12 protein-coding genes are annotated in these 12,220 nt (G+C 70.8%); 10 read left to right on the top strand and 2 right to left on the bottom strand.

The window, feature by feature from the left end:
• Nucleotides 1–12 precede the first annotated feature (12 nt).
• From BGO46_RS01985 to BGO46_RS01955, 7 genes are all read left to right on the top strand, one after another.
• A complete protein-coding gene (locus BGO46_RS01985) occupies nucleotides 13–810 on the top strand; it encodes an IclR family transcriptional regulator (RefSeq protein ID WP_292677746.1) in 798 nt (265 codons plus the stop codon).
• 100 nt (nucleotides 811–910) lie between these two features.
• Complete coding sequence (locus BGO46_RS01980) at nucleotides 911–2,332, top strand: MFS transporter (RefSeq protein WP_292677748.1); 1,422 nt, start codon at nucleotides 911–913, stop codon at nucleotides 2,330–2,332.
• 28 nt (nucleotides 2,333–2,360) lie between these two features.
• Nucleotides 2,361–3,095: a fumarylacetoacetate hydrolase family protein gene (locus BGO46_RS01975; RefSeq protein ID WP_292677750.1), complete on the top strand. Its 735-nt coding sequence runs from the start codon at nucleotides 2,361–2,363 to the stop codon at nucleotides 3,093–3,095.
• A gap of 46 nt (nucleotides 3,096–3,141) precedes the next feature.
• The gene (locus BGO46_RS01970) at nucleotides 3,142–4,215 is read left to right on the top strand and encodes an L-idonate 5-dehydrogenase (protein WP_292677752.1); all 1,074 of its coding nucleotides are present in this window, start codon (nucleotides 3,142–3,144) and stop codon (nucleotides 4,213–4,215) included.
• The gene (locus BGO46_RS01965; RefSeq protein WP_292677754.1) at nucleotides 4,212–4,730 is read left to right on the top strand and encodes a gluconokinase, GntK/IdnK-type; all 519 of its coding nucleotides are present in this window, start codon (nucleotides 4,212–4,214) and stop codon (nucleotides 4,728–4,730) included. Before BGO46_RS01970 ends, BGO46_RS01965 begins: the two co-directional genes overlap by 4 nt.
• Nucleotides 4,727–5,494: an SDR family oxidoreductase gene (locus BGO46_RS01960; RefSeq protein ID WP_292677757.1), complete on the top strand. Its 768-nt coding sequence runs from the start codon at nucleotides 4,727–4,729 to the stop codon at nucleotides 5,492–5,494. The genes BGO46_RS01965 and BGO46_RS01960 overlap by 4 nt, the downstream gene beginning before the upstream one ends.
• Nucleotides 5,495–5,556: 62 nt before the next feature.
• The gene (locus BGO46_RS01955; RefSeq protein WP_292677759.1) at nucleotides 5,557–6,015 is read left to right on the top strand and encodes a shikimate kinase; all 459 of its coding nucleotides are present in this window, start codon (nucleotides 5,557–5,559) and stop codon (nucleotides 6,013–6,015) included.
• 27 nt (nucleotides 6,016–6,042) lie between these two features.
• Here the strand turns inward: BGO46_RS01955 and BGO46_RS01950 are convergent, their stop codons facing one another.
• Nucleotides 6,043–6,165, bottom strand: coding sequence for a hypothetical protein (locus tag BGO46_RS01950; RefSeq protein ID WP_292677760.1), 123 nt, complete (start codon nucleotides 6,163–6,165; stop codon nucleotides 6,043–6,045).
• A gap of 219 nt (nucleotides 6,166–6,384) precedes the next feature.
• Between BGO46_RS01950 and BGO46_RS01945 the strand changes: the two genes are divergently transcribed.
• Both BGO46_RS01945 and pth read left to right on the top strand, forming a co-directional pair.
• The gene (locus BGO46_RS01945; RefSeq protein ID WP_292677762.1) at nucleotides 6,385–6,996 is read left to right on the top strand and encodes a 50S ribosomal protein L25/general stress protein Ctc; all 612 of its coding nucleotides are present in this window, start codon (nucleotides 6,385–6,387) and stop codon (nucleotides 6,994–6,996) included.
• A gap of 72 nt (nucleotides 6,997–7,068) precedes the next feature.
• The gene (pth, locus tag BGO46_RS01940) at nucleotides 7,069–7,653 is read left to right on the top strand and encodes an aminoacyl-tRNA hydrolase (protein ID WP_292677764.1); all 585 of its coding nucleotides are present in this window, start codon (nucleotides 7,069–7,071) and stop codon (nucleotides 7,651–7,653) included.
• Between the two features lie 17 nt (nucleotides 7,654–7,670).
• On the opposite strand, the gene BGO46_RS01935 is transcribed toward pth, so the two are convergent.
• Nucleotides 7,671–8,117, bottom strand: coding sequence for a hypothetical protein (locus tag BGO46_RS01935; protein WP_292677766.1), 447 nt, complete (start codon nucleotides 8,115–8,117; stop codon nucleotides 7,671–7,673).
• Nucleotides 8,118–8,176: 59 nt separating this feature from the next.
• On the opposite strand from BGO46_RS01935, the gene mfd reads away from it, so the two are divergent.
• A complete protein-coding gene (gene mfd / locus BGO46_RS01930; protein ID WP_292677768.1) occupies nucleotides 8,177–11,836 on the top strand; it encodes a transcription-repair coupling factor in 3,660 nt (1,219 codons plus the stop codon).
• The last annotated feature ends 384 nt before the right edge of the window (nucleotides 11,837–12,220 follow it).

Here is a 12,220-nt window from a genome sequence, read left to right as displayed (position 1 = left end):
GGGAGGAGAGCCATGACCGACGTCGCCGACGACCGCACGAGCCGCGATCCGGCACCCGCCGTCACACGCAGCATCCGCCTGCTTGAGTTGCTGGCCGAGGCTGGCGAGCCGATGAATCTCACCGAGCTCGCTGCAGCTCTCGGCCTCGCGAAATCGTCGACGGCCAACCTCTGTCTCGCGCTGGAAGCGTCGCGGATGGTCGAGCGCGGCGCGCGCGGCTACCGGCTGGGTCTGCGGACGGCTGAGCTCGGCGGTGCCTTCGCCGCGCAGTTCAATCAGGTGCGCGAGTTCTACGGCGTGTGCGACGCGTCGCCTGTGCTCGCCTCCGAGCTCGTGCAGGTCGCGATCCTGGACGGTCCGGACGCGCTGTACATCGCGCGCCACGAGGGCTCGCGGTCGCTGCGCATCGGCACGCCGCTGGGCTCACGCCTACCCGCCGCGCTCAGCGCGACCGGGCGTGCGATGCTGTCGACGCTGAGCGACGCCGAGATCACCGATCTGCTGGGCGCCGACGCGACCTTCCCCGCCGTGACGGAGAACTCGACGCGCGATCTGCCCGGACTCCTGGAGCGGCTCGCCGCCGCGCGGGCGCGCGGCTGGGCGCTGGATGCCGAGGAGTCCTTCGTCGGCATCGTGGGTGTCGCCGTGCCGCTCGAGGGGTGGGCGCCGGGTGACCCGCAGTTGGCGATCGGTGTCGGCATCCCGACGGCGGATGCCAGTGACGAGCGCATCGCGACGGTCGCCGCGGCGCTGCAGAGCGCCGCACGCGAGCTCACCAACCCGTTCAGCGCGGCGGTTCGTCGGGTCTGAGAAGCTCGTCCCGAAAATCGCTGTCCAAGATATTGAACATTGTTCAGCGGGTTGGTATGGTGGCCTGACACACGCAATGAAGCCGTGCCGATCAAGGGAGATGGCAGTGACAGACGAATCGCTTACGAAGCCGCAGGCGCCGACGGAAGATCCGGAGTACGCCGCCAATCTGCGCCGTGCGACGCTCGCGTCGAGCGTCGGCAGCGCACTTGAGTATTTCGACTTCGCCCTGTACGGGTTGTCGACGGCACTCATCTTCAACGTCCTGTTCTTCTCGCAGGATGACCCCGCCATGGCGACGGTCGCCGCCTTCGCGACCTTCGGCGTCGGCTTCGTCGCCCGCCCGTTCGGCGGTCTGTTCTTCGGAACGCTCGGCGACAAGCTCGGGCGCAAGTGGGTGCTCGTCATCACGATCCTGCTGATGGGCGGGGCTTCGACGGCGATCGGCCTGCTGCCCACCTACGAGCAGATCGGCCTGTGGGCCCCCGCGCTGCTCGTGCTGATGCGCCTTCTGCAGGGCTTCGGTGCGGGTGCCGAGCAGGCCGGCGCGACGGTGCTGATGGCCGAGTACGCCCCGGTTCGCCGTCGTGGCTTCTTCGCGGCGCTGCCGTTCATCGGCATCCAGGCAGGCACCCTGCTGGCCGCGGTCGTCTTCGGCCTCATCACGCTGCTGCCCGAAGACCAGCTGCTGTCGTGGGGCTGGCGCGTGCCGTTCCTCGCCTCGTTCCTGCTGATCCTCGTCGCCGTGTTCATCCGCATGCGGCTGCGTGAGACGCCGACCTTCATCGAGCTCGAGAAGAGCGAGCAGATCTCTGACCGTCCGATCCGCGAGATCTTCGGCCACGGACTGCCGGGCGTCATCGTCGGCATCGGCCTGCGCATGGCCGAGAACGGCGGCTCGTACATGTTCAACACGCTCGCGCTCACGTTCTTCGTGGCCGTCGCCGGTCAGAACGCCGACAAGAGCCTGCTGACGTGGGGTGTCACCCTCGGATCGCTCATCGGCATCTTCACGGTTCCGCTCACGGGCGCGCTGTCTGACCGACTCGGCCGCCGCACGGTCTACCGCATCGGATCCGTGTTCCTGCTGGTGTACTCGTTCCCCGCCTGGTGGCTGCTGACGCTGCAGAACCACGCGATCGCCATCGCCGTCATCGCCGTCGGCATCGGCTTCGGTGTCAACGTCATGCTCGGCCCCCAGTGCGCCATGCTGCCCGAGATGTTCGGCAACCGGCACCGCTACCTCGGCGTCGCGATGGCGCGCGAGATCTCGGCAGTGCTCGCGGGAGGCCTGGCCGGTGTGCTGGGTGCGTACCTGATCGCCGTCAGCGGCGGCAACTGGGTGCTGCTGGGCATCTACATGGCCACGCTCGCCCTCATCACGACCGCGTCGACGTACCTCGTGCCCGAGACTCTGCGCCGCGACCTGACCCGCACCGATGACGCCGTCAAGGTGTCGCGTGAAGAGTCGGGCGAAGGCGTCTCGTCGACGACGGTCACGATCCGCACGGTCCGCTGGTGACCGGCCGGCGACGCGAGAGGGTGCAGACATGCTGATCGGACGCGTGCAGACGCCGTCGGGCGAGATCGTCCACGTGCGTGCGGACGGCGAACGCCTCGTCCAGATCGAAGACCCGTACGCCGCCTTCGCGGCGGGGCGGCGGCCCGTCGATGTGGCATCCGCCGTCGACGGTGAGCCGCTCGCGGCATCTGCCCCTCTCGTCGTCGTCGGAATCGCCCAGAACGGACCTGCGCATGAGTCGCCCGTGCAGGCGTGGCTGAAGAGTCCGCGCACGGTCGTCGCGAGTGGACAGACGGTCACACTGCGGCGGGATGCCGGGCAGACGGTCGCCGAAGGCGAGATCGCTGTCGTGATCGGTCGCGACACGACGGGGCTGACCGAGGCGAACGCCGCGTCGTACGTCCTGGGGTTCACGGCCGTGAACGACTTGTCCAGCCCCGACCGCATGGTCTTCGACCCGCGCAACTTCGAGGGAAAGACGGGGGAGGGCTACACGCCGCTGGCTGTGTGGATCGACACCGAGGCACCCCTCGACACCGTCACGCTGACGCTGTCGCTTGACGGCGAGCAGGTCGCGGTGACGGATGCCACGGCGCTGCCGATGTCGATCGCGCAGTGCCTTGCGTACGTCGCACGATGGACGACACTGGGACCGGGCGACGTCATCATGACCGGGGCGCCGCACAGCCAGAGCCCGGTACAGCCGGGCCAGCGCATCGACGTGACCGTCGGCGCCGTCCGGCTCAGCACACCGACGCGCTGAGCCCGCGGCAGCACGGGTAGTCGCAGACCGAGAAGGGGACACGAGCATGAGCAACACCGCCGTCGTCGCGCACGCCGCCGACGATCTGCGCATCGAAGACGTCGGCGAGCCGGCGCCCGCCGCAGACGAAGCCATCGTCGAGGTCGCCTACGGCGGCGTCTGCGGCTCGGACCTGCACTACTGGCGCCACGGCGCCGCCGGAGCATCGATCCTGCGCGAGCCGATGGTGCTCGGGCACGAGCTGTCCGGCACGGTCGTGGTGGCAGCCGCCGACGGGACGGGCCCAGCTGTCGGCACGCGCGTCGCGGTGCACCCGCTGACGCCGCACGGCGATGGGGTGACGCCCTACCCTGAAGACCGCCCGAACCTCGCCCCGGCATCCACCTATCTCGGCTCGGCGATGCACCTGCCGCACACGCAGGGCGGATTCGCCGATCGCGTCGCGCTGCCCGCGCGCATGCTGTACCCGCTGCCCGAGACCCTCGACCTGCGCCGCGGAGCGCTCGCCGAGCCCGCCGCCGTCGCATGGCACGCCGTCGAGCGTGCCGGATCGGTCACAGGACTGCGGGTCGTCGTCATCGGGTCGGGGCCGATCGGCCTGCTCGCGGCGGCCGTTGCGCTGCACCACGGCGCGGCCGAGGTCATCGCGACCGATCTGCACTCCCGCCCGCGCGAGATCGCCGAGCAGCTGGGTGCGCGTACGCTCGACGCGCGTGAGGGCGAGGCGATCGCTGCACTGCACGCCGATGTCGTGATCGAATCCAGTGGCACCGTCCCGGGTCTGGCCGCCGCCGTCTCGGCCGCGCAGCGCGGGGGCACCGTCGTGCTCGTCGGGCTGCAGCGCTCGGGCGACGTTCCGGCACCTGTGGCGACCGCGATCACGCGAGAGCTGACCCTCGTCGGGTCGTTCCGCTTCGGCGCCGAGTTCGCCGACGTGATCGCCGCCCTCGCCGACGGCTCACTCGCCGTCGACCCAGTCGTGACCCACACGTTCACCGCCGCTGAAGCGCTGGATGCCTTCGCCACGGCGGGGGATGCCTCGGTGTCGGCGAAGGTCCTGCTCGCTTTTGCGGGGGCATCCGGCTCAGCTGGCGCGGCTGCTGCGGCGGTGGCGTCATGACCACCACGCCGTACCGCATCGTCGTGATGGGCCCGTCCGGCTCGGGCAAGACCGCCGTCGGCGCGGCGCTCGCGGTCGACCTCGCCGTCGACTTCATCGACGCCGACGACCTGCACCCCGCCGCCAACGTCGCGAAGATGTCGCAGGGCACGCCGCTCGACGACGATGACCGCTGGCCGTGGCTCGACATCGTCGCCCAGACGCTGCGCGACATGCCCGGAGGCGGCGTCATCGCGTGCTCGGCGCTCGCGCGCCGCTACCGCGACCGGATCCTGCAGACAGCACCCGACGCCGTCTTCGTCGAGCTCACCGTCGACCGTGACGAGCTCGACCGGCGCATGCGCACGCGCGAGCACTTCATGCCGCCCGCGCTGCTCGACTCGCAGATGGCGGCGCTCGAGCATCTCGCACCCGACGAGCCCGGGTTCGCCGAACTGAACGCGGGACGCGTCCTCGAAGTCGCCGCCCGCATCCGCTCCCGCCTCGACGGCGACCGACAGGAGAACCCGACATGACCGATCTGTTCAGTGTGACCGACCGCCTCGCCTTCGTCACGGGCTCTTCCCGCGGCCTCGGGCGCTCGCTCGCGCGGGCGCTGGCCCGGGGCGGTGCGCGCCTGATCGTGCACGGCCGCGACCCCGAGGCACTCGAGCAGTCGCGCGTCGAGATGACCGAGCTGTCCGGCCGCGAGGCGGCATCGGTCTCGTTCGACGTGACCGATGCCGACGCCGTCGCCGCCGCGATCGCCGCGATGGTCGATGAGCACGGGCTGCCCGACATCCTCGTCAACAACGCGGGGGTGCAGCGGCGCGCGCCGTTCCAGGAGTTCTCCGTCTCAGACTGGGATCAGCTGATCGCGGCGAACCTGTCCGGCCCGTTCTACGTCGCCCGCGCCTTCGCGCCGGGGTTCGTCGCGCGCGGCTCGGGCAAGATCGTCAACATCGGCTCGGTGCAGTCGGTTCTCGCCCGGCAGACGATCGCCCCGTACTCGGCGTCGAAGGCCGGCATCGCGCAGCTCAGCCGCGGCATGGCGGCAGACCTCGCGCGTCATGGCATCCAGGTCAATACGCTCTCGCCCGGATACTTCGCGACCGAGATGAACCGCGACCTCACCGGCAACCCTGAGTTCACGGCCTGGCTCGAAGCCCGCACGCCCGCCGGGCGCTGGGGCGACTTCGCCGAGCTCGACGGCGCGCTGCTGTTCCTCGCCTCCGACGCGTCGAGCTTCGTCTCGGGGCAGAATCTCGTCATCGACGGCGGCATGACCTCGGTCGTCTGACGGTCGCGCCGCGACGGGCGCGGCTGCGCTGCCGCGCGCCTGCTCGCCGTTAGCATCGGAGCATGAGCCGCATCATCGTGACCGGGCCGCCCGGATCGGGCACGACGCTCGTCGCGGCCGCCCTCGCGGCGCGGCTGCGGGTGCGCTTCGTCGATGGTGCCGAGCTCTACCCGACCGGGTCGCGGGCGAAAGCGGCGGGCGATCCGAGGGAGTTGTGGCTGGATGCCCTCGCGCTGTCGTTCTCGCGCGAGAACACGCTCGTCGTGGCGAGCGGATCGCTGTCGCGCGCGTGGCGCGACCGCGTCCGTGAGCGGATCCCGGGGATCGTCTTCGCCGAGATCGTCGCGAATGACGAGGCACCCGTCGCGCGCCGCCGCTGGTTCGGCAGGTCGCGCGTACCTGCTCCAGCGGCACAGGTCGATCCGCTGACGGCAGACGAGCCGGGCGTGCGCGTCGCCGACGACGCCGACCTCGAGTCGGTCGTGGACCGCATCGCGAGTCTGCTCAGCGGCGCACGCTGAGCGCCACAGACGGGGGCTGCGGCGGGGTCAGTCCTTGCGGTAGCCCGAGCGTCCCATCGACCACAGGGCGCCCGCGGTGCCGATGACGGCGACGACCGACATGAGGCCGATGAGCCAGAGGAACGCGTGCGTGATCCAGCCGTAGTCCATGGTGCCTCCTCGTGCAAGCGGTCGTGATGTTCCCACTGTACCGGGCTGGTAGACTCGTCACTGCACTTCGGCGAGGGATGCCGTCCACAAGGACCCATCCGTGATCGACGCGGTGATGCGAGCCACTCGGTACTCCGGCAGGCTCTCCTCACGCGCGAGCGTTCGAGTCGAGACCCAGACCCAGACCCGCACGGCGGGTCGTACTTCAAGGAGAACACCATGGCCACCGAGAACGACTCCACTGTCGTCGCCGAGGTCCGCGAGAACTTCGGCAAGGGCTTCGCCCGCCGTCTGCGCGCCGCCGGCAGCATCCCCGCCGTCATCTACGGCCACGGCACCGACCCCGTGCACGTCGCGCTGCCGGGCCACCAGGTCTCGCTGCTCATCCGCCGCGCCAACGCGGTGCTCGAGCTCGAGGTCGCCGGCAAGCAGCAGCTCGCGCTCGTCAAGGACGTGCAGAAGGACCCCGTGCACCAGATCATCGAGCACATCGACCTGCTCGTCGTGAAGAAGGGCGAGAAGATTCAGGTCGACGTGCCCGTTCTCGTCGTGGGCGAGCCCTTCGCCGGCACGATCGCGAACCTCGACAACACGACGGTCCTGCTCGAGGTCGAGGCCACGCACATCCCGGAGCACGTCGAGGTCGACGTCGAGGGCCTCGAGGACGGCACGCACATCACCGCTGCCGACCTGAAGCTCCCGAAGGGCGCCGCGCTCGTCACCGAGCCCGAGACCCTGATCGTCGCCATCTCGGTGCCCGCCGCCGCGGCCGCCGTCGAGGACGAGGTCGCCGCTGAGGACGAGGCCGCCGCGCCCGAGGCCGCCGAGTAATCAGCACGCACAGCACGGAGCCCGTCGCCACCGATACTGGTGGGGACGGGCTTCGTCGTCGAAAGGGAGCAGATGGCTGACACGTGGCTGGTGGTGGGCCTGGGTAACCCGGGTGCCAAGTACGAGCAGACGCGGCACAACGTCGGCCAGATGGTCGTCGGTGAACTCGCCGCGCGTCGCGGCGAGACCCTGCGCGCGCACAAGGCGAACGCGCGCGTCGCCGAGACCTGGTTGCGACCGGGCGCCGCGAAGCTCGTGCTCGCCGCGCCGAACTCGTTCATGAACGTGTCGGGCGGGCCCGTCTCGCAGCTCGCGCGTTTCTACGACGTGCCGGCCGAGCGTGTCGTGCTGATCCACGACGAGCTCGACATCCCGTTCGACACCATCAAGCTCAAGGTCGGCGGCGGGCACGGCGGACACAACGGCATCCGTGATGTCGCCAAGGCACTCGGCACCGCGGAGTTCCCGCGCGTGCGCGTCGGCATCGGCCGCCCGCCGGGGCGCCAGGACCCGGCCGACTGGGTGCTAGACCCGTTCTCGGCGGCGCAGCGCACGCAGCTGCCGCTGCTGCTCGGGGACGCCGCCGACGCCGTCGAGCAGCTCATCGACGAGGGCCTGCTCGCGGCGCAGCAGAAGCACCACGCGCCGCGCGCCTGACCGCGAGTCGCGGCGGCTCAGAGTCCTTCGAGACCGGCGCCGACGCCGAGTGCGAGCGTGAGCGCGACGACGAAGACGACGGGGCCGACCGCCGCGACGATGATCGCGGCGAGTCCGGCGCCGAAGCCACGACGGGATGCCAGGGCGATGCCACCCTGCACGATCGCCCAGATCCCCAGCACCGTGCCGGCCCAGAACGCGACCTCGCCGGTGAGCACCCACCCGCGCACGGGGGAGAGCAGGCTCAGGTCGATCGACCCGTCGGGCGTCGTGCTCTCGAGTGCGCGCAGGACGTCGGGACCGGCGGCGACGCCCGCGAACACGGCGATGATCGTCGCACCGACCGCTCCGGCGATCGCCAGAAGCAGCGCGATCGTACCGAGCGCAGGCGAGTCGGTGCGTACGGGCGGCGGGTAGGGCTGCGCGAGCGGGTAGGACGGGGGAATCTGCGGGTAGTCGCTCACCCGCCCATCCTAGAGACAGCCGCAGTCTGCGTGTCGGCGGGGCGGAATAGACTCGTTCGGTGACAGTTTCCGGGATCGCGCGCGCCCTGACGCAGGCTCCGTCCGTGCAGGCAGCCGCCGAAGCGGCCCGTATCGACACCGACTTCTCGATGCTTCCGGGGCTGGATGCCCCCGTGCTGGCGGCACTGCTCGACGCCCGCCGCGGCACCGACGCGCCGCGGTCGGTGCTCGTGATCACCCCCACGGGTCGGCGCGCCGAGAGTATCGGGGCGGCGCTGCAGAGCCTCGTGCCCGATGCGGTGGTGCGGCACTTCCCGGCGTGGGAGACCCTTCCGCACGAGCGGCTCAGCCCGTCTGCCGAAACCGTCGGGCGCCGGCTGTCGGTGCTGCGCGACGCCGCCGCGTGGAGTGAGACCGACAGTGGTCCGCTCATCGTCACGGCATCCGTCCGCGCCGCACTGCAGCCGATCGCCGCCGGACTCACCGACGCCGGTGTGCTCGAGCTGTCGGCGGGCGCGCGCGGTCACGACCTGGAAGCGGTCGTGCGACGCCTCGTCGAACTGGCCTACGTGCGCGTCGACATGGTGTCGCGTCGCGGCGAGTTCGCCGTGCGCGGTGGCATCCTCGATGTCTTCCCGCCGAACGCCGACCACCCGTATCGCGTCGAGTTCTTCGGCGACGAGGTCGAGCAGATCCGGGCGTTCTCGGTGGCCGACCAGCGGTCGCTGCCGGGCGACGTCGCGGGCGTCACCCTGCTGCCCGGGCGCGAACTGCTGCTCACGCCCGACGTGCGGGCGCGCGCAGCTGCGCTGCACGACCGGTTCCCCGGCCTGCGCGCGATGCTCGAGAAGATGAGCGAAGGCATCCCCGTCGAAGGCATGGAGTCGCTGCTGACGAGCGTCGCCGACGCGGTCCTCCCGCTCGTGGACTATCTGCCGCGCGGTTCGGCCGCGGCGCTCATCGACCCCGAGCGTGCCGTCGCGCGGGCCATGACGCTCAGCGAGACCAACCGCGAGTTCCTCGAGGCGGCGTGGAGTGCCGCGACCGCCGGCGCCGACAGCCCCGTCGACCTCGAGGCGGGCGACTTCCTGACCCTCCCCGATCTGCGGCGGGCCGCCGCCGAGCGCCGCGGCGCCTGGTGGGCGTTCAGCGGCTTCGATTCGGGCGAAGCGGATGCCGCCGACGAAGGCCTCGGCGACAGCGATGTCGTGCGCGTGCCGGCCCGGCCCGTGCCCTCGTTCCAGGGCAACGTCGACGGTGCCACGGCGCACGTCGGCGAGCTCGTCGCCGACGGCTGGGCGGTCGTCGTCGCGGCATCCGGCCCCGGCCTCGTCGACCGCGCCCGTGACGTGCTCGCCGAACGCGGCATCGCGGCGCGTGCCGTCGACGACCTCGCGGATGCCCCCGACTCCGGCGTCGCGACGGCCGTGCTCGGAGCGCTGGAGAGCGGATTCGAACTGCCCGACGCGAAGCTCGCCGTGCTCACCGAGTCGGAGTTCTACGGCCGCACGATCGGCGCCGACGGCCAGGTCGTCAAGAAGCTCGCGTCGCGGCGCCGCAACGTCGTCGACCCACTGCAGCTCAAGCCCGGCGACGTCGTCGTGCACTCGACGCACGGCATCGGCAAGTTCGTCGAACTCGTGCAGCGCGAGGTCTCCAGCGGCGGGCGCAACGCGGTCAAGACGACGCGCGAGTACCTCGTGCTCGAGTACGCGCCGTCCAAGCGCGGGCATCCCGGTGACAAGCTGTTCGTGCCCACCGACCAGCTCGATCTGCTGAGCCGTTACGTCGGCGGCGACGCCCCGGCGCTGTCGAAGATGGGCGGCAGCGACTGGGCCGCGGCGAAGGGCAAGGCGCGCAAGGCCGTCCGCGACATCGCGGTCGAGCTCGTCAAGCTCTACTCGGCGCGCATGGCCGCCAAGGGGCACGCGTTTGGCCCCGACACGCCCTGGCAGCGCGAGCTCGAAGAGGCGTTCCCGTTCGCCGAGACGCCCGACCAGCTGCAGACGATCGACGAGATCAAGGCCGACATGGAGCGACCGATCCCGATGGACCGGCTGCTGTCGGGCGACGTCGGCTTCGGCAAGACCGAGGTCGCCGTGCGCGCGGCGTTCAAGGCGATCCAGGACGGCAAGCAGGTCGCGATGCTCGTGCCCACGACGCTGCTCGTCAAGCAGCACCTCGAGACCTTCACCGAGCGCTTCGCGGGCTTCCCCGTGAAGGTGCGGCCGCTGTCGCGGTTCCAGACCGACAAAGAGGCGCGCGACACGCTCGCGGGACTCACCGACGGCACCGTCGACATGGTGATCGGCACGCACCGCATCCTCACCGAGAAGGTGATCTTCAAAGACCTCGGCCTCATGATCATCGACGAGGAGCAGCGGTTCGGCGTCGAGCACAAGGATGCCCTGAAGAAGCTCAAGACCGGCGTCGACATCCTCGCGATGAGCGCGACCCCGATCCCGCGTACGCTCGAGATGGCCGTCACGGGCATCCGTGAGATGTCGACGTTGCAGACGCCACCGGAGGACAGGCATCCGATCCTCTCCTACGTCGGCGCCCGCAGCGACAAGCAGATCGCCGCGGCGATCCGGCGCGAGCTGCTGCGCGAAGGCCAGGTGTTCTACGTGCACAACCGCGTGCAGTCGATCCAGCGTGTCGCGGCGCAGCTGGCCGAACTCGTTCCCGAGGCGCGCATCGCCGTCGCGCACGGGCAGATGGGTGAGCACGCGCTCGAAGAGGTCGTCGACGGGTTCTGGGAGCGGCGGTTCGACGTGCTCGTCTCGACGACGATCATCGAGACCGGGCTCGACATCTCGAACGCGAACACGATCATCATCGACCGTGCCGACAAGTACGGGCTCTCCCAGCTGCACCAGCTGCGCGGGCGCGTCGGGCGTGGGCGCGAACGGGCGTACGCGTACTTCCTGTACGACGAGCTCAAGCCGCTGTCTGAGACGGCGGCCGACCGGCTCGAGACGATCGCCGTCAACAACGACCTCGGCAGCGGCATGCAGGTCGCGCTGAAGGACCTCGAGATCCGCGGCGCCGGCAACCTCCTCGGAGCCGAGCAGGCCGGACACATCGCCGGCGTCGGCTTCGACCTGTACCTGCGGATGATCGGCGAGGCCGTGTCGACCTTCCGCGGCGACGAGGTCGAGGGGCCGGCCGAGCTGCGTCTCGAGCTGCCCGTCGAGGCGCGCATCCCCGAGTCCTACATCGACAGCGAGCGGCTGCGCCTCGAGGCGTACCAGAAGCTGTCGGCTGCGGCGGGTTCGGTTTCTGGTGCTGGGTCGGGTGCGGGTGCTGGGTCGGGTGCTGGTTCTGGCGGGGGCGCGGGTGCGGATGCCTCCGGTGCGAGCACCGACGCGATCGACCTCGTGCGCGAAGAGCTCGAGGACCGCTACGGCCAGGCGCCCGCCGAAGTCGACGGGCTGTTCCGCGTCGCGCGCCTGCGGCGCCGCGCCGCGCAGGCGCAACTGACCGACGTCGTCGCGATGGGTCCGAACCTGCGCGTCGCCCCGGCGCCCGCGGCGGACTCGATGCGGGTGCGGCTGCAGCGTCTGTACCCCAAGTCGAAGGTGCTCGCCGGGGGAGAGGCGATGATCGTCCCGCTGCCCTCAGCCGGAGGCGAGCCGCTCGCCGACGCCGACCTCATCGCCTGGGTCGCGCAGCTGCTCGACCAGCTCTACCCGCTGCCCACCGCAGCCGAGGCCTGACTCGGCGCGGGCGCTGGGGCCGGCGCGGCGGGCCTCGGGGCATCCAGCGTCCAGGCATCCACCCCTCGCCGCCAAAGAGTTGGCGCAAATGCGCACCTCAACGACGCCCAGGGGCACATCTGCGCCAACTATTCGCGCGCCCGCGCGGCGTAGCCCTCAGATGGGACCCGCGGCCTCGCGTATCCAGGTGGCACTGGCGACCACCTCGTGGCGGCTGAGCTGTTCCTCCGCGCCACCTGAGTCCGCGCATGCCAAACCAGGTGGTGCTGGGGACCACCTCGGGGCCGCTGAGCTGTTCCTACGTGCCACCTGGTTCCCCGCCCCCAACCAGGTGATGCTGGCGACCACCTCGGGGCTGCTGAGCTGTTCCTCCGCGCCGCCCGA

Source organism: Microbacterium sp. 70-16 (genome assembly GCF_001898315.1).
Taxonomy (GTDB): Bacteria; Actinomycetota; Actinomycetes; order Actinomycetales; family Microbacteriaceae; genus Microbacterium.
This window is presented reverse-complemented; position numbering and strand designations above follow the sequence as displayed.